The sequence below is a fragment of the Mesorhizobium japonicum MAFF 303099 genome (genome assembly GCF_000009625.1).
Lineage (GTDB): Bacteria > Pseudomonadota > Alphaproteobacteria > Rhizobiales > Rhizobiaceae > Mesorhizobium > Mesorhizobium japonicum.
The window spans coordinates 4,147,195-4,173,493 of sequence record NC_002678.2 but is presented as its reverse complement, the minus strand read 5'-3'; the positions used below and the strand labels follow the sequence as shown (position 1 = coordinate 4,173,493).

General features: G+C 64.8%; 23 protein-coding genes. 10 read left to right on the top strand and 13 right to left on the bottom strand.

Features of this window, described 5'->3' with window-relative positions; all coding sequences use genetic code 11:
* Positions 1-30 precede the first annotated feature (30 nt).
* From MAFF_RS21470 to MAFF_RS21450, 5 genes are all read left to right on the top strand, one after another.
* On the top strand, positions 31-801 hold the full coding sequence (locus MAFF_RS21470) for a helix-turn-helix transcriptional regulator (RefSeq protein WP_010913064.1): 771 nt from the start codon (positions 31-33) through the stop codon (positions 799-801).
* A gap of 103 nt (positions 802-904) precedes the next feature.
* The gene (locus MAFF_RS21465; protein ID WP_010913063.1) at positions 905-1,654 is read left to right on the top strand and encodes an SDR family NAD(P)-dependent oxidoreductase; all 750 of its coding nucleotides are present in this window, start codon (positions 905-907) and stop codon (positions 1,652-1,654) included.
* 224 nt (positions 1,655-1,878) lie between these two features.
* Positions 1,879-3,228, top strand: coding sequence for a glucoamylase family protein (locus tag MAFF_RS21460; protein ID WP_044551129.1), 1,350 nt, complete (start codon positions 1,879-1,881; stop codon positions 3,226-3,228).
* Positions 3,218-4,747, top strand: coding sequence for a mercuric reductase (locus tag MAFF_RS21455; RefSeq protein WP_010913061.1), 1,530 nt, complete (start codon positions 3,218-3,220; stop codon positions 4,745-4,747). Before MAFF_RS21460 ends, MAFF_RS21455 begins: the two co-directional genes overlap by 11 nt.
* A 162-nt stretch (positions 4,748-4,909) precedes the next feature.
* Positions 4,910-6,133, top strand: coding sequence for a glycosyltransferase family 4 protein (locus MAFF_RS21450; protein ID WP_010913059.1), 1,224 nt, complete (start codon positions 4,910-4,912; stop codon positions 6,131-6,133).
* Positions 6,134-6,198: 65 nt separating this feature from the next.
* On the opposite strand, the gene MAFF_RS21445 is transcribed toward MAFF_RS21450, so the two are convergent.
* Both MAFF_RS21445 and MAFF_RS21440 read right to left on the bottom strand, forming a co-directional pair.
* Positions 6,199-6,774 carry a DUF1349 domain-containing protein gene (locus MAFF_RS21445; RefSeq protein WP_010913058.1) on the bottom strand — a complete coding sequence of 192 codons (576 nt, stop codon included), beginning with the start codon at positions 6,772-6,774 and terminating at the stop codon, positions 6,199-6,201.
* 49 nt (positions 6,775-6,823) lie between these two features.
* Positions 6,824-8,263 carry an aldehyde dehydrogenase family protein gene (locus tag MAFF_RS21440; protein ID WP_010913057.1) on the bottom strand — a complete coding sequence of 480 codons (1,440 nt, stop codon included), beginning with the start codon at positions 8,261-8,263 and terminating at the stop codon, positions 6,824-6,826.
* A gap of 239 nt (positions 8,264-8,502) precedes the next feature.
* On the opposite strand from MAFF_RS21440, the gene MAFF_RS21435 reads away from it, so the two are divergent.
* The 5 genes from MAFF_RS21435 (at position 8,503) to MAFF_RS21415 (ending at position 14,215) form a co-directional block, all read left to right on the top strand.
* Complete coding sequence (locus MAFF_RS21435) at positions 8,503-9,162, top strand: TetR/AcrR family transcriptional regulator (protein ID WP_010913056.1); 660 nt, start codon at positions 8,503-8,505, stop codon at positions 9,160-9,162.
* A gap of 95 nt (positions 9,163-9,257) precedes the next feature.
* A complete protein-coding gene (locus MAFF_RS21430) occupies positions 9,258-10,511 on the top strand; it encodes a sarcosine oxidase subunit beta family protein (protein ID WP_010913055.1) in 1,254 nt (417 codons plus the stop codon).
* 20 nt (positions 10,512-10,531) lie between these two features.
* The gene (locus MAFF_RS21425) at positions 10,532-10,798 is read left to right on the top strand and encodes a sarcosine oxidase subunit delta (RefSeq protein WP_010913054.1); all 267 of its coding nucleotides are present in this window, start codon (positions 10,532-10,534) and stop codon (positions 10,796-10,798) included.
* Positions 10,795-13,680 (top strand): sarcosine oxidase subunit alpha, encoded by a 2,886-nt coding sequence (locus tag MAFF_RS21420; RefSeq protein WP_010913053.1) that lies wholly within the window; start codon positions 10,795-10,797, stop codon positions 13,678-13,680. Before MAFF_RS21425 ends, MAFF_RS21420 begins: the two co-directional genes overlap by 4 nt.
* Positions 13,673-14,215, top strand: coding sequence for a hypothetical protein (locus tag MAFF_RS21415; RefSeq protein WP_010913052.1), 543 nt, complete (start codon positions 13,673-13,675; stop codon positions 14,213-14,215). The genes MAFF_RS21420 and MAFF_RS21415 overlap by 8 nt, the downstream gene beginning before the upstream one ends.
* 219 nt (positions 14,216-14,434) lie before the next feature.
* Here MAFF_RS21415 and MAFF_RS21410 read toward each other — a convergent pair whose 3' ends face one another.
* The 11 genes from MAFF_RS21410 to ssuD form a co-directional block, all read right to left on the bottom strand.
* Positions 14,435-14,920 carry a hypothetical protein gene (locus tag MAFF_RS21410; protein WP_010913051.1) on the bottom strand — a complete coding sequence of 162 codons (486 nt, stop codon included), beginning with the start codon at positions 14,918-14,920 and terminating at the stop codon, positions 14,435-14,437.
* A gap of 115 nt (positions 14,921-15,035) precedes the next feature.
* Positions 15,036-15,596 (bottom strand): FMN reductase, encoded by a 561-nt coding sequence (gene msuE / locus MAFF_RS21405; protein ID WP_010913050.1) that lies wholly within the window; start codon positions 15,594-15,596, stop codon positions 15,036-15,038.
* A gap of 62 nt (positions 15,597-15,658) precedes the next feature.
* On the bottom strand, positions 15,659-16,906 hold the full coding sequence (locus MAFF_RS21400) for an SfnB family sulfur acquisition oxidoreductase (RefSeq protein WP_010913049.1): 1,248 nt from the start codon (positions 16,904-16,906) through the stop codon (positions 15,659-15,661).
* Positions 16,907-16,929: 23 nt separating this feature from the next.
* A complete protein-coding gene (locus tag MAFF_RS21395; protein ID WP_010913048.1) occupies positions 16,930-17,736 on the bottom strand; it encodes an ABC transporter ATP-binding protein in 807 nt (268 codons plus the stop codon).
* A gap of 78 nt (positions 17,737-17,814) precedes the next feature.
* The gene (locus MAFF_RS21390; protein ID WP_010913047.1) at positions 17,815-19,152 is read right to left on the bottom strand and encodes an ABC transporter substrate-binding protein; all 1,338 of its coding nucleotides are present in this window, start codon (positions 19,150-19,152) and stop codon (positions 17,815-17,817) included.
* Positions 19,153-19,238: 86 nt separating this feature from the next.
* Positions 19,239-20,279, bottom strand: coding sequence for a branched-chain amino acid ABC transporter permease (locus tag MAFF_RS21385; protein ID WP_010913046.1), 1,041 nt, complete (start codon positions 20,277-20,279; stop codon positions 19,239-19,241).
* A gap of 3 nt (positions 20,280-20,282) precedes the next feature.
* Positions 20,283-21,182, bottom strand: coding sequence for a branched-chain amino acid ABC transporter permease (locus tag MAFF_RS21380; RefSeq protein ID WP_010913045.1), 900 nt, complete (start codon positions 21,180-21,182; stop codon positions 20,283-20,285).
* Entirely contained in the window at positions 21,179-22,105 is a 927-nt protein-coding gene (locus MAFF_RS21375) for an ABC transporter ATP-binding protein (protein ID WP_044548784.1), read from the bottom strand. Before MAFF_RS21375 ends, MAFF_RS21380 begins: the two co-directional genes overlap by 4 nt.
* 123 nt (positions 22,106-22,228) lie before the next feature.
* Positions 22,229-23,332, bottom strand: a complete 1,104-nt coding sequence (gene sfnG, locus MAFF_RS21370) for a dimethylsulfone monooxygenase SfnG (RefSeq protein ID WP_010913043.1) — start codon at positions 23,330-23,332, stop codon at positions 22,229-22,231.
* Between the two features lie 165 nt (positions 23,333-23,497).
* Positions 23,498-24,958 carry an FAD/NAD(P)-binding protein gene (locus tag MAFF_RS21365; protein ID WP_010913042.1) on the bottom strand — a complete coding sequence of 487 codons (1,461 nt, stop codon included), beginning with the start codon at positions 24,956-24,958 and terminating at the stop codon, positions 23,498-23,500.
* Positions 24,955-26,127, bottom strand: coding sequence for an FMNH2-dependent alkanesulfonate monooxygenase (gene ssuD, locus MAFF_RS21360; RefSeq protein WP_010913041.1), 1,173 nt, complete (start codon positions 26,125-26,127; stop codon positions 24,955-24,957). Before ssuD ends, MAFF_RS21365 begins: the two co-directional genes overlap by 4 nt.
* Between the last annotated feature and the right edge of the window lie 172 nt (positions 26,128-26,299).

The window sequence follows — 26,299 nt, the reverse complement described above, 5'->3', positions numbered from 1 at the left end:
CTGCGCGGCGCGGTTCGCCGAGAAAAGGGCATGCGCATGGGCAACATCTGGGCGCCGCTGGCCAAGGCGATCGCCGCCACCGGCACCGATCGGCATGTCGACTGCCTGATCGACCTGGTCGGCGCCGACATTGCGCACGATTTGGTGACGGTCACCCGCTACTCGGCGACCAAGACGCCCGAATTCGTCAAGCACCGGCGCTTCTCGGACGAGATGGTGCGGCGCTATCTCGACAATTACTACGTCTTCGACCCTTTCTACGCCTCATGGCGACGTGAGCGCCGTCTCGGCATCCTGCCGCTCAAGGGGCTGGCCGACGAAGAAGCCAGGCGCGGCCAGTACATAGCCGGCTTCCTGGCGCAGTCAGAAATCTGCGACGAGGTCGGCATCCTGCTGGCTGACGGCGGCGACTGGTGCCTGGGCATCTTCCTCGACCGTTCGACCAGTTCGTTCAAGGACAGCGAGATCGCCCTCCTGGACGAGCGGCTGCCGGTGTTCGAGGCGCTGCATGCGCTCGACATCAAGGCGCGCGGCAGCGACTTTTCGCGCACCTTGGCCCCGACCGGCCCCGGCGCTTCGCCACAGCAGAAGCCGACCATCCCCACAAGCCTGTGGCCGGAATTGTCGCAGCGCGAGCGGGAACTGGTGCAGCTGATCCTCGCCGGTCATCCGACAGCCAACATCGCCGAGCGTCTCGGCATCACCATAGGCACCGTCAAGAACCATCGCCGGCGCATCTACGAGAAGCTCGACATCACCACCGAGCGAGAGCTGTTCCTGCAGTTTTTTCAGCACCGATAGCGCCCGCTGCTGGCCTACCAATATCCCGTTCGGCGAGCCCGATCCCGCCTTGAACTTGGTTGCGGTTGACTTCACATTCGCCACCGATTGGGAGGAAGACCATATGCCGAACTTCGCGGGACGCTTCGCTGGCCGGTCAGCCGTCATCACCGGCGGAGCCTCCGGCATCGGACTGGCAGTCGCGCAAAGGATCGTCGAGGAAGGTGGACGCATCAGCGTCTGGGATCGTGATCCGGCCCAGATCGAACAGGCGAAAACTGTCATCCCTGGCCTGCATGGTGTTGCCATCGACGTCGCCGATGCCGCCGGCGTCGAAGGCGCCGCCGCACGGACGATCGAAGCCCTTGGCGGCGTCGACATCCTTGTGACCAGCGCGGCCATCACCGGGCCGAACATGACGACCTGGGCCTATTCGACCGAGGACTGGCAGAAGGTCATCGACATCAACATCAACGGCGTCTTCTACTGCAACAGGGCGCTGGTGCCGCATATGCTCGAGCGCAATTATGGCCGCATCGTCAACATCGCCTCGATTGCCGGCAAGGAAGGCAATCCCAACGCTTCCGCCTACAGCACGTCCAAGGCCGCCGTGATCGGCCTGACCAAGTCGCTCGGCAAGGAACTGGCCAAGACCAAGGTGACGGTGAATTGCGTGACGCCGGCGGCTGTGCGCACAGCGATCTTCAAGCAGATGAGCCAGGAGCACATCGACTTCATGCTGTCGAAGATTCCGATGGCGCGCTTCGGCGAGGTCGAGGAAGTGGCGGCGCTGATCTGCTGGATCGCCTCGGAAGAATGCTCATTCACGACGGCCGCCGTCTTCGACGTTTCCGGCGGCCGCGCCACTTATTGACCTGCGCCGGAAGATCCCCACATTGGCCGGTGCGACTACAATTCCGCGTGACGAGGCAACGATGGGAATTGGACAGGCCTATATAGTCGGTGACGGGCGGCGACGAAACAGGGTTTGCGGGAAAGCCATGAAGCGACGAGATAGTTTGGCGATGACCCAAGGCCGTCGTGCCGGCGCCGTGCGATCGACAGGGGTCGCGGCCACCAGGCTGGAGATTGCATCGCTTGCCTGAAGCAAATCCCGCAGCGCTGTCCGATGACGACCTCCTGGACCGCTACCAGCGCGCCGCCTTCGGCTATTTCCTGGAGAATGTGAACCCCGACAACGGGCTGGTCGCCGATACATCACGGCCGAACTCGCCGGCCAGCATCGCCGTCGTCGGTTTTGCGCTGTCCTGCTATCCGATCGGTGTCGAGCGCGGCTGGATGCCGCGCGCGGCGGCGGTGGAGCTGACGCTTGCGGCGCTGCGTTTCTTCTCGGCCAGCCCCCAAAACGGTGGTGACAACGTCACCGGCCATAAGGGTTTCTACTACCACTTCCTCGACATGCGCACAGGCTTGCGCGTCTGGCGTTGCGAGCTGTCGATGGTGGATACAGCCTTGCTGATGGCCGGCATATTGGTGGCCGGCGCTTATTTCTCCGGCGGGGACGAGGGGGAGGCCGAGATCCGGCAGCTGGGCGAAGCACTCTACCGGCGCGTCGACTGGCGCTGGGCGCAAGGCAGCAGCCCTACCTTGCGGCAGGGCTGGAAGCCGAAGAGCGGTTTCCTCCACTATGGCTGGGAAGGCTACAACGAGGCGACCATCCTCTATGTGCTGTCGATGGCTTCGCCGGACAGCCCGACTTCCGACGATAGTTACGAAGCCTGGACGGCGACCTACCAATGGGAAAACATCTACGGCCATGACGTGCTCTATGGCGGCCCGCTGTTCATGCACCAGTTTTCGCATGCCTGGATCGATTTCGCCGGCATCCGCGACGCTTTCATGCGCGAGAAGAATTCGGACTATTTCGAAAACAGCCGCCGCTCGACCTATCTCCACCGCGACTATGCCCGCCACAACCCCTATGGCTTCGACGGCTATGGCGAGAACCTTTGGGGCCTCTCGGCGGGAGACGGGCCGGGCGGCTTCCGCGCCAGTGTCGAGCGACGGAGACACCGGTTTTCGGGCTATGCTGCGCGTGGCGCACCGTTCGGGCCGGATGACGGGACGATCGCGCCATGGTCCTATCCCGCGTCGCTGCCTTTCGCGCCTGACATCTGCCTGGCCGCCATGCGTCATCTCGGCGAGCGCTATCCCCAAGTGATGGACAATTTCCGCCTGCCGAGCGGCTTCAATCCGACCTTGGCCAACCGGCGAAAATTCGGCCGCGACGGCTGGGTGTCGGAAGGCCATTACGGGCTGGACCAGGGCATCGTGGTGATGATGATCGAGAACCACCGCTCGCGCCTGATCTGGGAGCTGATGCGCTCCAATCCGCACATCCGCCGCGGCCTGGGCAAAGCGGGTTTCACCGGCGGCTGGCTGGCTCAGCCGGCAGGCTCCACGTCAGGAGCCTACGATGGCGCGTGAACAGACAAAGGCGGCCACCTTCCCAGTCGACCGCAATGACGTCGAACTGGTCCGAGGCGCGCATCCGCCGCGCTGGAAGAACCCTACTCCCGACGGTCCCTACAATCTCGTCGTCATCGGCGCCGGACCGGCCGGCCTGACCGCGGCACGCGACGCCGCAAGCCTTGGCGCAAAGGTCGCACTGATCGAGCGCGGGCTGATCGGCGGCGCCTGCGTCAATGTCGGCGGCGTCCCCTCGAAGTCGATCATCCGCACGGCCAGGCTCTATGCCGATATGCGCGATGCCGAGAATTTCGGCGGCGACACGCCGGCGCGTCTTCCCGTGGACTTCGAACGGGCCATGATGCGGATGCGGCAGATCCGGCAGCGGCTCAGCCGCGCCGATTCGGCCGCGGCCATCACAGCCGAAGGCATCGACCTCTATTTCGGTGAAGCGCGCTTTGGCGGACCGGACACGGTTGAAGTCGCCGGCAAGACGCTGCATTTCAAGAAGGCCCTGGTCGCGACCGGCGCGCATCCGAGCGGGCCGGCGATACCGGGACTTGCCGAGGCCGGCTATCTCGACAATGAGAGCATGTTCAACCTCACGCGGCGTCCTGAGCGGCTCCTGGTCATCGGCGGCGGGCCGCTTGGCTGCGAGACGGCGCAGGCCTTCTGTCTTCTCGGCGCGAAGGTCATCCTGGCGCAGAGCGACCCGATGTTCCTGCCCGGCGAGGAACGCGACGCCGCGCAGATCCTTTCGGACACACTGGCGCGCGAGGGGGTGGAGGTGCGCCTGAACACCGAGGTGGTGGCGGTACGCAAGGAAGGCGGCAGGAAGCTCGCCGATCTTTTGCGGGACGGCGACACGACAACGATCTCCGTTGACGAGATCATCACCGGCGTCGGCCGTTCGCCCAATGTCAGGGGTCTCGGACTGGAAGAGGCCGGGGTGGTGTATGACGCCAACGGCATCAAGGTGGACGATCATTTGAGGACCACCAATCCGCACATCTACGCGGCGGGCGATGTGTGCCTGGAATACAAGTTCACTCATACCGCCGAGGCAGCGGCACGCATTGTCGTGCGCAATGCCCTGTTTCGCGGGCGCGAAAGGCTCAGTGACCTCGTCGTTCCCTGGTGCACCTATACCGATCCGGAGATCGCTCACGTCGGTCTTTATCCGATCGAGGCGCGGCAGAACGGCATTCCGGTCAAGACCTATACGGTGCTGATGCATGATGTCGCCCGCGCCGTGATGGACGGCGAGGAGGAAGGGTTCGTCAAGATCCATGTCCGGGAGGGATCCGACCGCATCCTGGGGGCGACGGTCGTCGCCAGCCATGCCGGCGAGATGATCAATGCGGTGACGCTTGCCATCAGGTCGGGCATGGGATTGCACGCCCTGGCCGACGTCATCCATGCCTTCCCGACGCAGGCACAAGGCATCAAGATGGCGGGCGACGCCTACAGGCGAACCCGGTTCACCTCCTTGCGCAGGCGTCTGGCGGCGCGCTGGCTGGCCTGGTCGAGGCGATGAGCCTGGCCACACGCCGAGGACTCGAGGCGACAGTATTCAAAATATGCAGTGCTTGACGAAAGCCTTGTTCAGCTAAACAAGGTGGCGCTTGCAACCACGGAATCGTTCTGAATGCCATCCGAATTAGGCCCCTTGTCTGGCACGACGCCCCAGGCGTCCGCATTGAACGGCACAGGCGCGCAACCCGCTGTCAGCCACCCCGAGCGGTCGGCCCAGAAGCGTACGCTGGTCGTGTCGCACGATCCGGGCTTTCCGCCGGCTTCAGGTGCGGATCTGAGAAACTATCGCAACGCCGAAGCGGCCGCCAGGTTCGGACCGGTCTGCCTGGTTTCGGTGAAGCCGAACAAGGTAAGGAATGCGCCCGATCCATTGATCCGGGTCGAGGCCCTGTCGATCGAGGGGGAGCCTCGCACGGCCTCGATCGGCTGGTGGCGCTCAAGGGCGGAGAATCGCATACCGCGTTCCGCGCTGACGCGGCTTGAGGCACTCGTCCGTGAATTCCGCCCTGACACCATCATTGTCGAGGGCGTCGGCCTGTTCAAGCTGCTGCGGCCCCTGCGGCCGCTGGCGGAGCAGCTCATTCTCGACATGCACAATGTCGAGTCCGACCTGGCCGGACAGATCAAGCGTCTCAGTGCCAAGCGAAGCGCGGCAGCATTCAGCGTCCGGTTCCTCGAGAGAAAAGCACTGTCCCTTGTCGACAGGGTATGGGTCTGCTCGAACCTGGATCGCCAGAAGCTGATGACGCTTTCCCGGCACAAGATCCCGATCGACGTTGTTCCGAACGGAATTCCGCAGACCGGGGACGGTCTCGCGCCCCTGCCCGCCGAGCCGTCGACCGGCAACGGCTTTCCGATGATCGTGTTCATCGGCCATCTCGCCTATCCGCCAAACATCGATGCCGCGCAGCGATTGGCCAATGTCATATTGCCCCGTATCCGAAACGCCCTGCCGGATGCCAGGCTTGTCCTGGCGGGACGCACGCCGAGGCCGGAAGTGCAGGCATTGGCCAGGTTGCCTGGCGTGGAGCTCATCGAAGATCCCGCGGATGTCGCACCACTGTTGTCCAGCGCGCATCTCACCATCGTCCCGCTGACGGCGGGCGGCGGCACACGCATCAAGATCCTGGAAGCAATGGCCGCGGGCGTGCCGGTGATCGCCACGCCGATCGCGGCCGAAGGCCTGGACCTGGTCGAAAATGACGAGGTGCTGCTGTCTCAATCCGACGAAACGCTTGCCGAGATGGCCATCGGACTCTGTCTCGATCCCGAACGCAGGGCGCGGCAACGCCTTCGGGCGCATCGGGCGGTATGGGCAAGGTTCGGCCCGCAAGCGATCCGCGATGCCGTTCGTGACGGGCTTGGACCAAACGGCGCCGCCGGATGATTCCGGCAATCCTGCACCAGACTTGGAATCCAGGCGGATCTCCGGGGCCAGTCCTGGCCGGAACGTCAGTCGTGGAGTTCCCGTGAAATCGGCGGGCCGACCGAAAATCCGGAGAATGTGACCTCGAAACCCTCGCGCTGCGGCGAACAGCACATCATGCCGACGTCGACCGTCTTCGTTATCGGGAAATAGGCGAGCCGCACCGGCTTCCAGTGACCGTCCGACGCGTCGAGATACTGGACGCGGATCGCCTCGCCATGGCGGGTCAGGCGGATGCCGACGCCGTCCGGACTGGCATGAATGGCCACCAGCGACCAGTCCGACGTGTCGTTGGTGACGACGACGGAGAAATAGGCTAGGCCGTCGGTGTATTCGATGCCGGCCTTGATCCAATGCGTTTCGCTGAGCCGGACCATCAGCCCGGCCTGGTCATAGAGCACCTTGTAGTCGCCCTTGACGGTGACTTCGGCAGTGAAATCGCCCTCGACCGGCCGATGCAGGAAATGGCCATTGTCACGCCAGAAGCCATAGAAGGTCTCGCGCCAGAAATCGGTCTCCTTGCCGGTGCGCACGCGCACCGCATCGCCGTCGATGGCGTGATGCGGCGGCGGGTTGAGCCAGGTCAGATCCTGCAATGTCATTGCCTCATGCCGTGGTGAAGGTTCGCCGGCCTGACAGGCCGGCGCCCGATCAGCCTGCGAATGTATAGGCGGTCTTCACCGTGGTGTAGAACTCCGTGGCATAGCGGCCCTGCTCGCGCGGGCCGTAGCTCGAGCCCTTGCGGCCCCCGAAGGGAACATGGAAATCGACGCCCGCCGTCGGCAGGTTGACCATCACCATGCCGGCCTCCGAATTGCGCTTGAAGTGCGTGGCGTGCTTGAGGCTCGTGGTGCAGATGCCCGAGGTAAGCCCGAAGGGCGTGTCGTTGGCGACGGAAAGCGCCTCGTCATAATTCTTGACGCGGATGACGCTGGCGACAGGTCCGAAAATCTCCTCGCGCGAGCTGCGCATGGCATTGGTGGCTTCGGTCAGCAGGGCCGGGCTGAGATAGAAGCCGGGCGTCTTGCGGTCGAGCCGTTCGCCGCCGAAGGCGAGCGTGGCGCCTTCCCTGACGCCGATCGCGATATAGTCCTCGTCCTGCTTCAGCTGGGTCGCGTCGACGACTGGGCCGATCTGGGTCTGCGCATCGAGCGCATCGCCGATCACCAGTTTGCCCATCCGCTCCTTCAGCGCCTCGACGAAACGGTCATGGATATCTTCGGTCACGATCAGCCTGGACGAGGCGGTGCAGCGCTGGCCGGTCGAGAAGAAGGCGCCGTTGAGCGCGCAATCGACGGCGACCGCAAGATCGGCGTCGTCGAGCACGACCAGCGGGTTCTTGCCGCCCATTTCGAGCTGGAACTTGCGCATATGCTCGACACTTGCCGCGGCGACGCGTTTTCCCGTGCCGACCGAACCTGTGAAGGTGATGGCGTTGATGTCGGGGCTGTCGAGCATTGCCTGGCCGACCACCGAGCCCTTGCCCATCACGAGGTTGAGCACACCCTTGGGCAGGCCGGCGCGATGCAGGATATCGACGATGGACCAGGCGCTCTCCGGAACCAGCTCGGCCGGCTTGAAGACGATGGTGTTGCCATGGGCGAGTGCCGGCGCGATCTTCCAGGCAGGGATGGCGATGGGGAAATTCCACGGCGTGATGATGCCGACCACGCCGACAGCCTCGCGGGTGATTTCGACGCCGACACCCGGCCGCACGCTCGGAACCATCTCTCCGGTCAGGCGCAATGTTTCGCCGGCAAAGAAATCGAATATCTGGGCGGCGCGGATGGTCTCGCCAATGCCTTCGGCCAGCGTCTTGCCTTCCTCGCGCGCCAGATTGCGGCCGATCTCGTCCTTGCGCGCCATGATCTCGTCGGAGGCCTTCTTCAGCACCGCATGGCGGGCCAATGGACCGGAGCGGGACCATGAAGGAAACGCCGCCTTGGCCGCCGCGATGGCCTGCTTGGCCTGTTCGACCCCCGCCGAGGCATATTCGCCGACGACATCGCCTGTGTCCGAAGGGTTGATGTTGTGGGACCCGGCGTCGCCGACCCATTCGCCATCGATGAGGTTCTTTCGAAATTGTGCCATATCTGCTCTTTCCTGCTGGTTGGCCGCGCGGCGGCATCCGTGTGAACTGGTATTTGCCAGACAAATGCCTTGCGGGAAAGCACGCACTGGCCGAACAGCCGCGACAAAAGTCCCCGGGCCAGCCGTTACGGCCAACCCGGCTGCTATCCGCAGAGCGTTATTCCGCCCAGGCGAATTGCCCTGCACACCTATGTCCATAGCCTTGATTTGGCTGATGCAGCGTGTCATGCGTCGTACCGATGGCAGCACTCGAAACGACGATCCAGCGCGCCGGCGCCACCGGCAACATCAAGGCCACGCGTGAAGACTGGCTGAAGCTGGCGCTTGAAACGCTGATCTCGGACGGCGTCGAACGCGTTCGCGTGCTGACGCTTGGCCAGCAGCTCGACGTCTCGCGCTCCAGCTTCTACTGGTATTTCAAAAGCCGCCAGGATCTGCTCGACCAGTTGCTGGACTATTGGCGGCAGACCAACACAAGGTTCATCGTCGAACGCGCCTCGCGGCCTTCCGCGACCGTCATCCGCGGCGTGATGAGCATCTTCGAATGCTGGGTCGATGAAAGGCTGTTCGATCCCCGGCTGGACTTCGCGATCAGAGCCTGGGCCCGGCGCTCACCCGCCATCAGGCGCGCGCTCGATGAGGCCGACGAGGAGCGCGTCAATGCCATACGCGACATGTTCAAGCGTCATGGCTATGAGGAAGAGGACGCATTCGTGCGCGCTCGCGTCCTCTATTTCATGCAGATCGGCTATTACTCGCTTGAGCTCAACGAGCCGATGAGCACCCGACTCGCGCACGTCGCCTCCTATCTGCGTAGCTTCACCGGCCAGGAGCCTCCGGCGGAGGATGTCGAAGAGTTCTCGCGCTACGTCGAAGAGACGACTTCGCGCAAACGCTAGCACCTTCCGCCGCGTGCAAGATCGATCCGCGAACTAGACATATATGTACAATACCATTACGCTTGCCCTGAGAAATCAGCCTTGTCCCGCACACCATGACCCGTCGTTATTCCGCTTTGTCGCTCATCAAGGAGGGCCTGGCCGGCCAGACCGGCTGGAAGCAGGCCTGGCGCTCGCCCGAGCCGAAGCCGACCTACGACGCGATCATCATCGGCGGCGGCGGCCACGGGCTGGCGACAGCCTACTACCTGGCCAACAATCACGGCATCACCCGGGTCGCAGTGCTGGAAAAGGGCTGGATCGGCGGCGGCAATACCGGCCGCAACACCACCGTGGTGCGCTCCAACTACTATTATCCCGAAAGCGTCGAACTCTACGGGCTGGCGCACCGGCTCTATGAAGGCCTGTCGAAGGACCTGAATTACAACGTCATGCTGTCGCAGCGCGGCATGGTCAATCTGTGCCATTCGACGGCCGAAATGGAGATCGGCGCGCGCACCGTCAACGCCATGCAGATCAACGGCATCGATGCGGAGTTGTTTTCGCCAGAGGATGTGCGCCGCGTGGCGCCGATCTACAATTTCTCTCCGGATGCGCGCTTTCCGGTGTTCGGCGGCATCTGGCAAGGCAGGGCTGGAACCGCGCGCCATGACGCGGTCGCCTGGGGCTATGCGCGGGCGGCGAGCCGGCTCGGCGTCGACATCATCCAGAACTGCGAGATCACCGATTTCATCGTCGAAGGCGGCCGCTGCCGCGGCGTCCAGACGACGCGCGGCGCGATCCGCGCCGAGCGCATCGGCATGGCCGTGGCCGGCCATTCCTCGGTGCTGGCGGCCAAGGCCGGTTTCAGGCTGCCGATCAATTCCTATGCACTACAGGCCTGCGTCTCCGAGCCGGTGAAGCCGATCCTCGACACGGTGGTGCTGTCGCCAGGCTGCGGCGTCTATGTCAGCCAGTCGGACAAGGGCGAGATCGTCATCGGCGGCGGGCTCGACCGCGTCCCCTCCTATGCGCAGCGCGGCAATCTGCCGACGCTGGAAACCGTGATCGCCGGGCTGCTGGAAATGTTCCCGATCTTCGGCCAGCTGAAGCTGATGCGGCAATGGGCAGGGATCGTCGATGTCGTGCCGGACTCCTCGCCGATCATCGGTCCCTCGCCGCTGCCCAACCTCTTCCTCAATTGCGGCTGGGGCACGGGCGGCTTCAAGGCCATTCCTGCCGGCGGCACGCTGCTGGCGAACCTGCTGGCGACCGGCAAGCACAACGATATCAGCCGCCCCTTCGATCTCGATCGCTTCGCCAGCGGGCGGCTGATCGACGAAGCGGCCGGCTCCGGCATCGCGCACTGAGACAAGAATCCGAGGCAATCATGCAGCTTTTCCCTTGCCCGTTCTGCGGTCCGCGCGACGAGACCGAATTCCACTATGGCGGCGATGCCGGCAACGCCAGGCCTGACGGCGCCGAGGTGCCGATCGAAAGCTGGGCAAGCTATCTCTATCTGCGCAGCAACCCGAAGGGCACGGCGCGCGAGATCTGGGTTCACATGAGCTGCGGCGAGTTCTTCGTCATGGAGCGTGACACCGTCACCCACGAGGTGCTGTCGTCGACCGCGCTTGGCGGGGAGCACGCGGCGTGAGCGCCTCGCGTCTCGCCACCGGCGGCAGCGCCATCGACCGCTCGCGACCGATCCGCTTCAGCTTCGACGGCACAAGCGTGGACGGTTTTGCCGGCGACACCATCGCCTCGGCACTGCTCGCAAATGATATCGCGGTCGTCGGCCGCAGCTTCAAATACCACCGGCCGCGCGGCATCTGGGGTGCCGGCGTCGAGGAGCCGAACGCGCTGGTCGATATTGGCGGCCCGCAGGCGACGCCGAACGCGCGGGCCACGACCGAGCCGGCGCGCGACGGGCTGGTGGCGAAAAGCGTCAACGCCATGCCGAATGCATTGAGCGACCGCAACGCCTTCCTCGACCGTTTTGCGCGCTTCATCCCGGCGGCGTTCTACTACAAGACCTTCATGTGGCCGGACTGGCACATGTTCGAGCCGCGCATCCGCGCCATGGCCGGACTGGGCAAGGTCGACACCGACTGGACCTCGCCGGGCACGGCGGACCAGGTCAACCATCATTGCGACGTGCTGGTGGTCGGCGCTGGACCGGCCGGACTGGCGACAGCCAGGATGGCCGCCGGCGCGGGCCTCTCCGTCACGCTGGTCGACGACCAGCGTGAACCGGGCGGATCGCTCGGCCATCGCGCCGGCGAGATCGACGGCAAGCCGGCTTCCATGTGGATCGAGGAGACGGTTGCGGAACTTACCGCCGGCGGTCACCTCATCCTGCCATCGACCACCGCCTTCGGCATCTACGACCACAATCTGGTGGGGCTGAACCAGCGCCATTTCGATGGCCGGCGCGACACGCTGTGGCGGGTCCGGCCGCGCCGGATCGTTCTGGCGACCGGCGCCATCGAGCGGCCCTTGCCCTTCGCCAACAACGACCTGCCGGGCATCCTGTCGGCGGATGCGGCACTCGTCTATCTCAGGCGCCATGCGGTTCTCGTCGGCCGGCGTGTTGTCGTCGCGACCAACAATGACAGTGCTTGCGAAGTCGCGGCAGCGTTGGCCGAGGCTGGCGCCGACGTCACGCTTGTCGACATCAGGCGCGACGGCATCCCCGAAACGCCGGCCAAGGTGCGGCTGGTCAAAGGGCGGCCGCTTGCGGCCGCCATGGGCAGACTGCGCGTCGAGGGCGTGACGCTGGATGACGGCACCAGGCTCGACGCCGATTGCTTGCTGGTCTCGGGCGGCTGGACGCCCACCATCCATCTGTTTGGCCAGGCCAAGGGCAAGCTCGCCTGGAGCGGGGCCCGCGCCGCCTTCCTGCCGGGCGATCCCGTTGACGGCATTTCCGTCGCCGGTGCGGCAGCCGGTTCCGTCTCGTTGTCGGAAGTGTTTGCCGACGCGCGGACAGCTGTTGCGCCGCTTGGTCCGACGACGGCCGCCCTACCGCGCAGCACCGGACCGGAGGCGACTGGCGGCATCGTTGCAGCGTGGCCGGTGCCCGGCTCGAAAGGGCGCATCTGGATCGACTATCAGAACGACGTGACGGTGAAGGACGTCGAACTGGCGGCACGCGAAAACTTCGTCTCGGTCGAGCATCTGAAGCGTTACACGACGCTTGGCATGGCGACGGACCAGGGCAAGACCTCCAACCTGCCCGGCCTGGCGCTGATGGCCGGGATTACCGGCCGCACCGTGCCGGAGGTCGGCACCACCACCTACCGTCCGCCCTTCACGCCGGTGCCGCTGGCGAGCTTTGCCGGCGCGCGCGTTGGCGAGTTGATGGCGCCGGTGCGCCGGCTGCCGCTGGAGAGCGTGCATCGCGAAAGCGGCGCCATCTTCCAGGAATATGGCGGCTGGCTGCGGCCTGCCCATTATGGCGGCCGTGGCGCCGATACGGATCGCGCCATCCAGGACGAGGCGTTGCGCGCGCGCCGGTCGGTCGCGCTGTTCGACGGTTCGACGCTCGGCAAGATCGAGGTGATCGGACCGAAGGCGGCCGCATTCGTCGATTTCCTGTACTACAACACCATGTCGACGCTGAAGCCGGGCCGCTGCCGCTATGGCTTCATGCTGTCGGAGAATGGCGTGGTCTTCGACGACGGCGTGCTGGTGCGGCTGGACGAGCATCGCTTCGTCGTGTCGTGCTCGTCCTCGCATGTCGCTGCCGTACATGCCCGGCTGGAGGAATGGCGCCAGGACCGCTTTGGCCGCGAGGCCGTCTATATCCACAACGCCACATCGGACATGGCGACGCTGACCGTCTCCGGACCGAACGCCTGCAAGCTGCTCGAAACAGTCGATCTTGGCCTCTCGCTCGACGATGCCGATCTGCCACATATGGCGATCGGCCATGGCAGCTATGGCGGCGACGCGGTGCGCATCGCGCGGGTCAGCTTCACCGGCGACAGGAGCTATGAAATTTCGATTCGCGCCGATCGCGCCGAGCCGCTATGGGCGCATCTGCGGCAAGCCGGGCAGTCATTCGATGCCGTCGTCATCGGTCTCGAAGCGCTGATGATCCTGCGTGCCGAAAAAGGCTTCATCGTCATTGGAAAAGATACGGACGGCACCACGCTGCCACACGACCTCGGCAGCGAAGGCCCACGCACCAAACGCCAGAGCGAATATGTCGGCCGCCGTTCGCTGTTTACCGAGGAGGCCTCGCGCGGCGATCGCCTGCAGCTTGTCGGGCTGACGGTGCCGTCCGGCGAAGCGCCTTTGCCAACCGGCGCGCATGGCATCAAGCGGGAGAGCGGCAGGCTGCACAGCCAGGGCTTCGTCACCTCGAGCTACCGGAGCCCGACGCTTGGCCGGCCCATCGCGCTCGCTCTGATCGAGCGCGGCGCGGCGCGCCACGGCGAGACGATCGAAGTCCAGCATCTCGGCAAGGTCAGGACGGCGACGATCGCCGCGCCTTGCGCCTTCGACCCGGCAGGAGACCGGCTCCATGCGTGATCTCGCGGAAAAATGGTCCGTCCCACCGGACTGGCGGAACGCCACCATTGAAGTGCCGGGGCTCAAAATAGGCGCCGTTGCCGGGCTGCACCAACGCCTGGTCAGTGGCGACCTTGCGGCATGGGCCGAGGCTTCCGGCTTCGATGGACCAGCCGTCGGGGCATTCGGCCTGGCGGAGGGCATGCGCTATTCGGTCCGCCTGGCACGCGACCGCTTGCTCGCCGTTTCCACCACGCCCTTCGGCATGGCCACCGGGTGGTTCAGCGAGGGGTTCGCTGTGACGGAGATCAGCGCCGGATTGCAGGTGTTCGAGGTCGAAGGCCCGGCGCTTGATGCCTTCATCGCACGCGGGACGACGCTCGACCCCGCTGGGCCGCCAAGCGCCAGTGCAACGCTTTCCTTCGCCGGCATCGGCGCCATCGTGTACCGCCGTCAGCGCAGCCTGCGCATCCATGTCGATCGTGGCCTCGCCGCCTATCTCTGGACATGGATGGAAACGGTTGCCGCCAACATCGCCACCGGATCCCAGAATTAACCGGCCACGACAATGCCGGCCCTGGCTGATCGCCACTCCCAGGTCGGAGTGGGGCGCAGAGAGCCGTTCTGCCGGAGAAGGCAGTCCCCGGAATGGACGGCACGAGGAACGGCGGCCGCGCGGATTGTATATTTGCGCAAATTGCGCCCTGTGGGATGCACGACGACAAGCGATGCAGCGTCCTGCCACCTCGGCACAGGGAACGACTATTTCCGCCCTCTAGAGCGTGAACGACCAGAACAGGCAGGCGAGCGTCGCCGCGGCGAAGACCACGAAGAACAGGCTGCGCAACAGCACGTTGCGGCGCAGTTCGTTCATGACGAAGTGGCAACCAACGACAGCCACGGCAAACAGGAACCGCCAGTTCAGCAACGCGAGCATTGCGCTGCCCTGGCCGAAAGCCCATCGGGCGAGAAGGCCGCCTACGATGGTGGCGAACAGCACGATCACCGTCCAGAAGATCGCGTCGGCGGCATGGGTCAGCACGATGCTGGCCGCGCGGATCGGCAGGATCATCATCAAAAGCGCGCTGAAGAAAAAGACGGCGGCCAGCGGAATGAAGGTTCCGGCATCGGCAATGCCGTCGAGGCGCCTGACGCCGATCGCGCCATAGGGATAGCCGTGCCGGGCCACCGCAAGGCTCAGCGCCATGAGCAAGGCGGTCAGCACGGCGACGAGTGCGAAGGTCGTGAGGGCTTTGCTCATGGTGTTCCTGTCCCGGGCGAATCAGACAGGAACTTTGTATCGGGCGGTCGTAAATTGCACGTAAGTGGGGGAGCCGCCCGCGCGGATTTCAATCGGCGAAATCCGCTGTCGGCTGCTATTCGGCAGCGATCCTGCCTGCCGAGCGGTTGGCCAGCACGAAGCCGACCTCGTCTACCGCCTGCGCCGCGCGCTTCAGGATCGCCTCGGAGCGCAGCACGCCGTCGGTGAAATCCTTGTCGGTGGCATAGACGGCTGTGGGCAAGGCAAAGGCCTCGAAGAAGCCGAACAGCGGCCGCAGTTGATGTTCGACGATCAAGGCATGGCGCTCGCCGCCGCCGGTCGCGGTCAGCACGATGGGCTTGCCGCGGAGTGCTGCCGGATCGATCAGGTCGAAGAAATGCTTGAACAGGCCGGTATAGCTGCCCTTGTAGGTCGGCGAACCGACCACCAGCACATCGGCCGCGAGGATTTGCGCCAGGATCGGTTGCGCCTGGCTGTCGAGGTCGCGCGCCCATCTTGCCGTGCCCAGCGAAGGGCCGACATCCTCGATATCGTAGGTAACAGCCGATAGGCCGTGACGCGCGGCGATGTCCCTGGTGACCAGTTCGACGAAGGCGCGTGTCTTTGACGGCCGGGTGATGTTGCCGGAAAAACCGACGACTGTGGGGTTTGACATGGCAGTGGGCCTCTTGGATGTCGAAGTTTGAAGTGGCGGGCCACCGGCCCGCCGATGGGAAATCAGCTCCAGGCGTGAAGCGGCGGATTTTCGCCATTGAGGAAATATTTGCCGAGGATCGAGTACTTCCAGCGTACCGGATCGTGCAGCGTGTGGGTGCGGGCATTGCGCCAATGCCTGTCGAGATTGTGCTCGGCCAGCGTCGAGCGCGTGCCGGCCAGTTCGAACAGCTTGTTGGTGGCGGCGATCGCGATCTCGGTCGACAGGATTTTTGCTTCTGCGGTGACGATCTGCGCATGCGCCACCGTCTCGGCCGTCGGCTCGGCCACAGCCTTGTCGATCGCCAGACCGGCCTTTTCAAGCAGCGCCTGCGCGGCGTGCAGGCGCAGCGTCAGGTCGCCGACCGCCTGGATCGTGTAGGGATCGTCCCAGGCATTGTCGACGCCACTGTCGATCCAGGCACGGCTTCTGGTCCTGACGAAATGAACCGTTTCGTCGATGGCCGCCTGGGCGATACCCGTGTCGACCGCCACCTGGATGATCTGGAAGATGGCGCCGTCGGCGGTTGGGCGGTCGTAGCCCTTGTAGCCGGGTACGAGAAAAGTCTTCGGCACCTTGACGTTGTCGATGATGACGGTGCCGGACAAAGTCGTGCGCTGGCCAAAGCTCGACCAGTCGTCGATGACGGTCAGTCCCGGCGCGCCACGGTCGGCGATCGCATACCAGGCGCGGCCCTCGTCATCGAGCGCCACGATCGGCACCAGATGGGCAAGCAGCGCGCCGGAGGAATAGAATTTGCGGCCATTGACGACGACGTGGTCGCCCGCATCGGTGAAGCGGGTCTCGAAATCGGCGGCGCGCTTGGAACCGAATTCGGAAAAGGCGTTGCCGAACCGCGTGCCGTTCAGCACCTCGGCGAACAGCAGCTTCTGCTGGTCCGCGTCGGAAACGGTGCGGATCGCGGCGACGACGCCGAGATGGTTCTGCGCGATTTGGCCGATCGAGGAATCCGCCGCCGAGATGATCTCGATCACCTTGGCCAGCGTCGCGTAGGATACTTCCGGGCCGCCGAATGCCTTGGGCACGTTGATCGACCACAGTCCGCTCTGCGAGAAGGCGTCGAGTTCGGCGACTGGCCAGACCCGCTCGCGGTCGCGCCTGGACGACTCCTTGACGAATTCGGCGGCGAGCGCATGGGCGATCGCAATCGCCTCGGCGTCATCCCTGATGATGTGCGCCGGTACGGCTGGCCTTGCGACTGGCGGCACGGCGGCGGAAGCATGGTCGGTCTTGACGGTCGAGACGGTCATTTCACTGCTCCTTGAGATTCTGTTCAAGCGACGGCATGGAGATGGGCTGGTTTGGCAGCCGGCGAGGGCTGTTGGCCGGTGGTCGATTGACCGAGATAGAAGGCGCGCACGTCCTCGCGCTGGCGAAGATCGGCAGCGGCGCCGGAGAGAACGGAGACGCCGTTTTCGAGCACCGTGGCGTGGTCGGCGTATCGTAGCGCGACCGCCGAGTTCTGCTCGGCGACCAGGATCGACAGACCGGTTTCGCGGTTCAGTTTTCTCAGCGTCTGGAAGATGTCCTGGACGATAAGTGGGGCGAGCCCCATCGACGGTTCGTCGAGGACCAGCAGGCGCGGCCGCGACATCAGCGCGCGGCCGATCGCCGTCATCTGTTGTTCGCCGCCTGAGGTCAGGCCGGACAATGTCCGGCGCTTTTCTTTCAGCCGGGGGAAATAGGCGTAGATCCGCTCAAGGTCCTGATTGATCTCGGCACGGCGGCCGCTGCGGCCGATGCCGCCGGCGACCAGGTTTTCCTCGACAGTGAGGCTTTTGAAGCAGTGGCGGCCTTCCAGCACCGGCACCAGGCCGGCGCGCACGAGGTCGCCGGGCTTGCGGCGCGAGACATCGGCGCCGTCATAGCAGATGGTGCCGGCGTTGACCTGGCCGCGCTCGGCGGGCAACAGGTTGGAGACTGCCTTCAGCGTGGTGGTCTTGCCGGCGCCGTTGGCGCCGAGCAGCGCCAGGATTTCGCCGCGCCGGATCTCGAAGCTGACGCCATGCAGCGCCGTGATGGCGTGGTTATAGGTGGCATGGATCGTGTCCACTGCAAGGATGACGTCATTGTCCGGCATGGGCTCTTCTTCCGCGGTTCGAGAACCGTAAGGACCGGGCGCCGCGGAAACCTGTCCGTGGCGCCCGGCATTGGCTGATCAGTTGGTGGTCACGGCGTTGGCGTCATCGGCGGTGCGCAGCTTGATGCCCTTCTCGGCGGCATAGGCCTCGGCCGACTTCTCGATGATTGGCCTGAGCAGCGCCCAGTCCGGCGCGATCCAGTCGGAGACGACGTTCCACTTCTTGCCGTCCCACTGCTGGAAGGTCACGTAGCCCTCGCCCTCGTGATTGTCCCAGCTGACATTGATCGAGTGGAACAGGTCCTTGGCGCCGAGCGCCTCGACCTTGGCGGGATCGAGCTTGAGATGTTCGAAGCCCCAGCGGACTTCGTCGCCGGTCAGCGTGCGGTGGCCGAACTTCTCCTGCGCGACGCGGATCGCCTCGACATTGAGGATGCCGTTGACGATGCCGAGATTGTGGTAGACCGAGCCGATACGGGACTTGTCTTCAAGGTTGCCCTTGCCGGCGCCGTAGACCGTCTTCACGATCTCCTGTACCACCGGATAGGTGTTGCCGGAAGCCTGGGTGGTGATGGCGGTGTAGCCCCTGGCGGCGTCGCCGGCCGGGATGACGTCCTCTTCCGAATTCGACCAGACATTGCCGACGATATGGTCGACGGGATAGCCGACCTTGACGGCCGTTTTCAGCGCCACCGGGTTCATCACGCCCCAGCCGCGCAGGACGACGAAGTCCGGCTTGGCGCGACGGATGGTCAGCCACTGCGACTGCTGCTCGTTGCCAGGATGTGGCACTTCGATCTGCTGGACGGTGAAGCCGTATTTCTGCGCCAGCAATTCATAGATCGGGATGGTCTCCTTGCCGTAGGGCGAGCCGTGATAGAGCACGACGATCTTCTTGCCCTTGAGCTTGTCGATGCCGCCTTCCTTGGCGGCGATGTAGTTCACGATGCCTGAGGTCTCGCTGTAGGGGTTGAGCAGCAGCGGGAAAACGTAAGGGAAAACGCGCCCGTCGGTGGAATCGGTGCGGCCGTGATTGACGGTGATCAGCGGCACCTTGTCGGCGGTGATGCGGTCGATCATGGCATAGGCGATGCCGACCGAAAGCGGGTTCCAGGCGGCGGCACCGGCATGGCTCTTCTGCCGCTCATAGCATTCGACGCCACGCTCGACCTCGTACTGTGTCTCGCATTCGTCCCAGGTCAGCTTGACGCCGTTGACGCCGCCGTCGCGGATGTTGATGAGGTTGAGATAATCGATGAAGCCGCCGAAGAAGCCGGTGCCGCCAGCCGCATAGGGTCCGACGCGATAGCTCTGCAGCGGAAAGTACTGTTCGTCGGCGTGGGCGGCCGGCAAGGCCACCGACACGATCATCGCCGCGGACAGCGCCGCCGCCTTGATTGTGCTGAGGAAATTCATGGTCGAGATACTCCCGGTATGGGCCGTCTTGATTCGGCCTCTGGTTCATTTTCCGATTCAGTTCGGCGCGGGTCGCCCCGCATGGCTCATGTCGACTGCCAGGCGAACAGGAGCCGTCTTCGGACCCTGTCCCACAGGGCCACCAGCCCGTCGGGTTCCAGGATCAGAAACAGGATGATGAGGGCGCCGAGCACGATGCGCTGGCTCATGTCGAGGACGCCCGAGTCAAAGACATCGCCGAGCAGGAAGCCGCCGAGGCGCGACAGGCCAAGCGGAAAGACCACGATCAGGGCGGCGCCGAAGAAGGCACCACGGATGGAGGCCAGACCGCCGATGATGATGATGAACAGGATCTGGAACGAGCGGTCGAGATCGAAGCCGGCCGGCTCGACGGTCCGCAGATAGGCGAAGGCCCAGATGACGCCGGCGACGCCGATGATGAAGGACGAGATGGCGAAGGCCAGAAGCTTGGTCTTCAGCACCGGGATGCCGATGATGCGGGCGGCGGTTTCATTGTCGCGGATGGCAATGAAGTTGCGACCGGTCTGCGACGTGACCAGACGGTGGGCAAGGAAGGTGAGGAGCGCGACGGTGGTCAGCGCGAAGAGATAGCGGCCGACCGCGCCATCCAGCGCAAGACCGCCGATCGACAGCCTCGGCGCGTCGATGACGCCCGACGCGGAGTTGTTGGAGAACCAGCTGAACTTGGTCAGCGCCCATTGTACGAAGAACTGCGCGGCAAGCGTCGAGACGGCAAGATAGAAGCCTTTCAGCCGCAGGCTTGGCAGGCCGAAGACGATGCCGATCGCCGCGGCGACGATGCCGGCGAGCACGATGCTGCCGATCAGCGGCAGGCCTTCGACCCTCAGGTTGAAATTATAGGCAGCGAAGGCACCCGCCGCCATGAAGGCGGCGCTGCCCAGCGAAACCTGGCCGGCATAGCCGGTGAGGATGTTCAGCCCGACGCCGGCAAGACCGAGGGCCAGGAACGGCAGCAGGATGGCTTCGAACAGATAGCTCGAACCGATCAACGGCACGATGCCATAGGCGAAGGCAAGCAGCAGCACGGGCGCGGTCCATTTCGGCAGCACCGGCGCGGAGGAGAAATTGCTTGTGATCGCGGCCATGGCTCAGACCCTCTCCACGAGCTTCTGGCCGAACAGGCCGGAGGGACGGATCAGGAGGAAGGCAAGCGCCACGACATAGGCGAACCAGCTCTCGATGCCGCCGCCGAAATAGTCGCCGATATAGACCTCGGCGAGCTTCTCGCTGGCGCCGATCAAGAGGCCGCCGACGATGGCGCCGAGGATCGAATCGAAGCCGCCAAGCACCAGCACCGGCAGCGCCTTGAGCACCACCAGGGACAGTGAGAACTGCACGCCGAGGCGGGCGCCCCAGAGCAGTCCCGCGACCAGCGCGACGAGGCCGGCCGCGGCCCAGACGGTCGCCCAGATCAGCGGCAGCCTGAGGCCGACCGCTAGGGCGGCGAACTGATCGTCGGCGACGGCGCGGAAGGAGAGGCCGATGCGGGTGTAGCGGAAGAACAGCGACAGCAGCAGAACCATGCCGGCGGCGACCACAGCCGCGAAGATGTCGAACTGGCTGATCAGCACACCGCCGACTTCCAGCGGCACATCCTCGATGCCGAGGTCGAGGCCATGGACCTGCGTGCCCCAGATCAACTGGGCGGCGCCCTCGATGATGTAGGACAGGCCGAGCGTGGCCATGAAGAGCGTGATCGGCGGCTTGTTGGTGAGCGGCCTGAGCACCGTGCGCTCGATGGCGATGCCGATCGCCACCATGATGGCGAAGGTGGCCACCAGCGCCAGCGCGAAGGGAACACCGCGTTCGACGAGGCTGACGAAGGTGAGTGCCGCGAACAAGAGCAGCGCGCCTTGCGCGAAATTGAGCACGCCTGATGTCTTGTAGATCAGCACGAAGCCGATCGCGACCAGCGAGTACATGACGCCGGAGAGCAGGCCGCCGACGAGCACTTCGATGAAGAACTGGTAGTCGAAATCGGCGATCATATGCCTGCCCCGTCCTCATTGTCGGAGGCGACGCCGAGATAGGCATCGATAACGCGCTGGTCGTTCCTGACTTCGTCGGGCGTGGCGTCAGCGATCTTGCGGCCGTAGTCGAGAACGGCGATGCGGTCGGACAGGCCCATGACGACACCGACATCATGCTCGATCAGCACGACCGTGGTGGCGAAGCGGTCGCGCGCGGCGCGCACGAAACTTGCCATCTCGCTCTTCTCGCTTGCGGTCATGCCGGCCATCGGTTCGTCGAGCAGAAGCAGGCGCGGCTCAGCGACCAGCGCGCGGGCCAGTTCGACCCGCTTCTGCAGCCCGTAAGGCAGCGTGCCGGCGAGGCGATCGCGAACCGCCGTGAGGTCGAGGAATTCGAGGATTTGGTCGGCGCGGCTCAGGGAGTCGCGCTGCTCGCCACGCGAGCGGCCGATGCCGAGCACCTGGCCGGCAAAATTGGAGCGGACCTTGTAGGCGAGGCCGGAGGCGACATTGTCGAGGACGCTGAGGCCCTTGAACAGAGCAAGGTTCTGAAACGTCCTGGTGACGCCGAGATGCGCCAGCCGCTGCGTCGGCACCTGGCCATAACGGACGCCATCGAGCAGGACATGGCCGCGATCCGCCCGGTAGACGCCGCTGATGACGTTGATCAGCGAACTCTTGCCGGCGCCGTTCGGGCCGATGATGGCGCGAATCTCGCCGGGGCGCACCGACAGATCGATATCGGCCAGCGCGACGACGCCGCCGAACGACAGGCCGATGCCCTGCAGGGCAAGCAACGGAGCGGCGGCATCCGCGATCGACCCTGCCGGCACGATGCCAACGGCGGACGACTGGGGCGTTGAGGGCAGGCCGGGCGCGAAAACTTCCGGCGCGTGGACCGAGGCGTCCATCATTCCAAGGGCATAGCTGGCCAACGGCATTCCAGTCGTCCTCGATTGCTTCAGCAGGCGCACGAATCCTCATCGCCGCCCGATCGATCGAGCGCGCTGGGGAACCTTCATTGGTGTGCAGGCCGGACAGTCCGGCCTGCTTTTTGAAAAGGGCTATTCCGCTGCCAGCGATGCAGCCTGCTCGGCATTTTCCAGTTCGCGGACCAGCGGGATGACATGCTTGCCGAAATACTCGACCTCTTCCTGGAAGTGCAGGAAGCCGAGCAGGATGAGATCGGCGCCGGCGCGCTTGAGATCGACGATGCGCTCGGCGACCTGCCGTGGCGTGCCGATCAGGTTCGAACGGAAGCCGTCATTGTACTGGACCAGATCGTCGAAGGAGGATTTCGCCCAGTTGCCCTCGCCTTCCGGCGAGGCCTTGCCGGCATTCTTGACCTCGTGGCCGAAGGCGTTGACCGCTTCGGGGTTGGCCTTGGCAATGATTTCGGCGAGCACCGCCTTGGCCTCCTCCTCCGTCTCGCGGACGATGGCGAAGGCGTTGACGCCGACCTTGACCGAATGGTTGTTGGCCTTCGCCTTGGCCCTGATGTCGTCCACCTGCTTGGCGATTTCGGCCGGCGTGTTGCCGTTGGTGAAGTACCAGTCCGAAACACGCGAGGCCATGTCGCGAGCGGCACGCGAGGAACCGCCCTGGAAGATTTCCGGCAAAGGCTGTGGCGGCTTCGGCTTCAGCGAATATTCGTTGAAGCGGTAGAAATCGCCGCGGAAGATGAAGCTGTCCTGCGTCCATATTCCACGCAAGGCGCGGATGAATTCTTCCGAACGGCGGTAGCGCTCGTCATGATCGAGCCAATGCTCGCCGATGGCGTGGAACTCGCCACGGAACCAGCCGGAGACGAGGTTGATGGCGACGCGGCCATTTGTCAGGTAGCTGATGGTGGCGAGTTGCTTGGCAGCCAGCGCCGGATTCCACGGCCCGGGCAGGATCGCCGCGATCACCTTCAGTGTCGTGGTGGCGGCAAGCAGATCATGGCTGAAGGCAACCGATTCATGCTGTTCGTCGGCGCCGTAGCCAGCGGTGAAACGGATTTGGCTCAGCGCATAGTCGAAGCCGGCCTTCTCGGCGATCTGCGCCAGCTTGCGGTTATACTCGGCCGAATGGTTGGTGCGCTGCTCGATGTTGGAAATCACCAGGCCGCCCGAAACATTCGGCACCCAGTAGGCGAATTTGACCGCGTCGGTTGCTGCGTGTGCCATGAACTGTCTCCCCTTCAGGCCGTGTCGTTGATCGGTCCGGCGTGGCCGGATCTCGCCGATATTTATTATGTCTACTGATTATATATACAAAGTAGGATTTTCCGTTTTTGGCGGCCGGTTGGGACGGAAATACCAAATTTGGCCGGCCAGGCCGGCTTCGGCTTGTCAGCGCGCGGTCGCAACGTCGCCGGCATTGGCGCCAACCGCCTCGGCGGACGGAAACCTGTCGACCAGCCTTGCGATCTCGGCCGCGACCATCTGGGCATGGCGGGCGACCTCCGGCAGGCCCATGAGTTCGCCAAAGGTGCCCCGCGCCAGCGGACCGGCGACGAAAAGCCCGGCGACCGCCTCGCCATCCCAGCCGATGGCGCGGCTATCCAGGCTGGTCTCGATGCCGAGTCCGTAGGCGTCGCTCCTGATCAACCCGGCCTCGGCCAGGGAGCGCAGCGCCGGATTGAGCTGCAGCGCCTGCCCGTGGGCCGGCCCTGTCGTGTTGATGACGGCATCGAAGCGGGCCGTCTCGATCCGTGTCTGGCCGCGCCTCTGAAAGCTGACCGCGAGGTTCTCGCCCTCATCATTCGACGCGACAAGCCTGGCGGCGATGGTGTCGAAGGTGCCGGCCGTCTGGCGGCGGTCAAGGACGGAAGCAATTTGTGGGGCGATCCTGAAGCGATGCACGTCCCAGAACACACGCAGCTGGCGGACCAGCCTTGCCCGTTCCGATGGCGCAAGGGCGGCCCATAGAACCGGCCCCTGCAGGCGCAACTGGTCGAAGACGGACTGCCAGTTGACATTGGCCTCGCGCGCCGCCGCCAGCGTCGCGCGAATGCTCTTCAGCAGGCCAAGCGCCGATGTGGCCGGCGCCGATGCAAAATCGCCGAAGGGTTCGCCCCGGACATCGGGATGGCCGCGCGAGCGCAGTCCACGGCGCGACAACGCCAGGACGCGGCCGCGATGGCCACGGCGATCGAGTTCCGTGACCATGTCGGCCGAGGTCAATCCGGAGCCGACGATCAGCACCGAAGCGTCCAGTCCGATACCGGCAAGTGCCGACGCTGCGTAGGGATCGGCGACAAAACCCGACGCTTCGGCCAGGGAGGCAAGTGCTGCCGGGATTGCGGGGGCAGGATGGGTGGCGGCGAGGACGACAATGTCGGCTATGACAGGTCCGGCGGAGGTCTGCACGGTCCAGCCGGCGCCATTGGCTTCGCGTGTCACGCCGGTGGCGGGACCGCCGACATGACGGACCGCGCCTGAAGCCAGATAGGGCGCGAGGTGCTCGGCGACATAGCGACCAAACACACGCCGGCGCGGATAGGCGTCGCCATTCTTCCAGATCGCGTCCGCGTCACGCTCGAGTTCGCCGGAGCCGGCCAACCAGCGCACGAAATGCTGCGGGTCGTCGGGAGCCATGCTCATTCTGACAGCCGGCACATTGACCCGGTGCGACGGCTCTTCGCTGGAATAGGCGAGACCGCCGCCGAGCGCGAGGCGTGGCTCGATCACCGAGATCGACAGGCGCTCCGGCCGATGCGCCCGCGCCAGATGCCATGCCAACGCCGCGCCGGAAAAGCCGCCGCCGATACTGGCGACGCGCAGTCGGCGGGCCGGAGGCAGCGCGTTCACGAGGCGCTGGCGAGTGACTTCGGCCGGTGGTCGCCGGCGATGGTCTCGCCGAACGGGCCGGTGTTGACGGATGAGCCGGTGGCCTTGACCGGATGATCGGTCGGCAATTTCGGCAGCACCAGTTCGCCAAAACGATAGGCTTCCTCCAGATGCGGGTAGCCGGACAGGATGAAGGTGTCGATGCCGAGGCGGCGATATTCGTCGATGCGCTCGGCGATGGTGTCGGGGTCACCGACCAGGGCTGTCCCCGCGCCGCCGCGCACCAGGCCGACACCGGCCCACAGATTGGGTGCGATCTCGAGCTTGGCGCGGTCGCCGCCATGCAGCGCACTCATCCGCGCCTGGCCGACCGAATCCATGCGGGCAAAGACTTTCTGGGCCGAAGCGATGGTCGCATCGTCGAGCCGGCTGATCAGCCGGTCGGCGGCGGCCCAGGCCTCCTCGGTGGTTTCGCGTGCGATGACATGCAGGCGAATGCCGAAAGAGAGTTTTCGCCCGGCCTTCTCGGCCAGTTCGCGCACGGCATCGAGCTTGCGCTCGACATCGGCGGGCGGTTCGCCCCAGGTCAGATATTTGTCGATCTCCTGCGCCGCCACTGTCGAGCCGGCATCGGACGAGCCGCCGAAATAGAGCGGCGGATAGGGCGTCTGCACCGGCGGGAACAGCAGCCTGCCGTCCTCGATATGCAAATGCTTGCCCTGGTGCTCGACGGTCTCGCCGCTCAGCACGCGCTTGTAGATCCGCAGGAATTCCTGCGTCACCTCGTAGCGCTCGGCATGTGAGAGGAAAATGCCGTCGCCCTTGTTCTCAAGCGGATCGCCGCCGGTGACGACATTGATCAGCAGGCGGCCATTGGAGATGCGGTCGAGCGTCGCCGTCATGCGCGCGGCGAGCGTCGGCGACTGTAAGCCGGGCCGCACGGCGACCAGGAAACGCAGCCGCTCGGTCAGCGGCACCAGCGCCGAGGCGATCACCCAGGAATCCTCGCACGACCGGCCGGTCGGCAGCAGCACGCCGTAATAGCCCAGGGTGTCGGCGGCCTTCGCGACTTGCGTTAGATAGGGCAGATCGACCGATCGGCCGCCCTCGGCGGTGCCGAGATACCGACTGTCGCCATGCGTCGGCAGGAACCAGAGGACCTTGATGCGGTCCGGAACGTCGCCGGTCATGGCCTGCCTCCCGCGAGCCGGTGGCGGCAGCAGACTGTGCCTGACGGGGTTGATGGCTGACGCAATGGGGCGGGCATGGCGGAGTCCTGTCCGGGAAACAGATCGCCCGCACTTTGCTTATTCTACAAACTCTGTAGAGTTAGTTTATTCCAAATCCGCCGTTGAAATTGGA